At 68.6% G+C, this 280-nt stretch carries 1 pseudogene; it reads right to left on the bottom strand.

Features of this window, described 5'->3' with window-relative positions:
- Positions 1-280 (bottom strand): annotated as a pseudogene (locus FCU66_RS40385) (sulfite exporter TauE/SafE family protein); the annotation flags it as partial.

Raw genomic sequence — 280 nt, 5'->3', positions numbered from 1 at the left:
GCACCGCCGATGCCGTCAGATTGGCGGTGTCGAACTGGCCGAGCGCGAAATAGGGCACCAGCTTCAGCGCATTGGTGGCGGCAAAGAAGATCGCGGCGGTGCCCGACAGAACTTTCGGATCGAGCCGGATCGGCAAGGCATAGACCTGGAAGGGCGGGCCGCCGTCTGGGGCACGGTCGCCGGCTTCACCAGCTTCGTCGCCCATGTCGGCGGCCACGCGGTTGGGCGCGGCCGCGTGGTCGGCGCCGTGGCGGAACTGCAGATAGAGCCAGCGCAGGAC

The organism is Mesorhizobium norvegicum (assembly GCF_004919685.1).
Lineage (GTDB): Bacteria > Pseudomonadota > Alphaproteobacteria > Rhizobiales > Rhizobiaceae > Mesorhizobium > Mesorhizobium norvegicum.
Note: the sequence above shows the minus strand (reverse complement) of the source record. Positions and strands in the feature narration are given on the sequence as shown.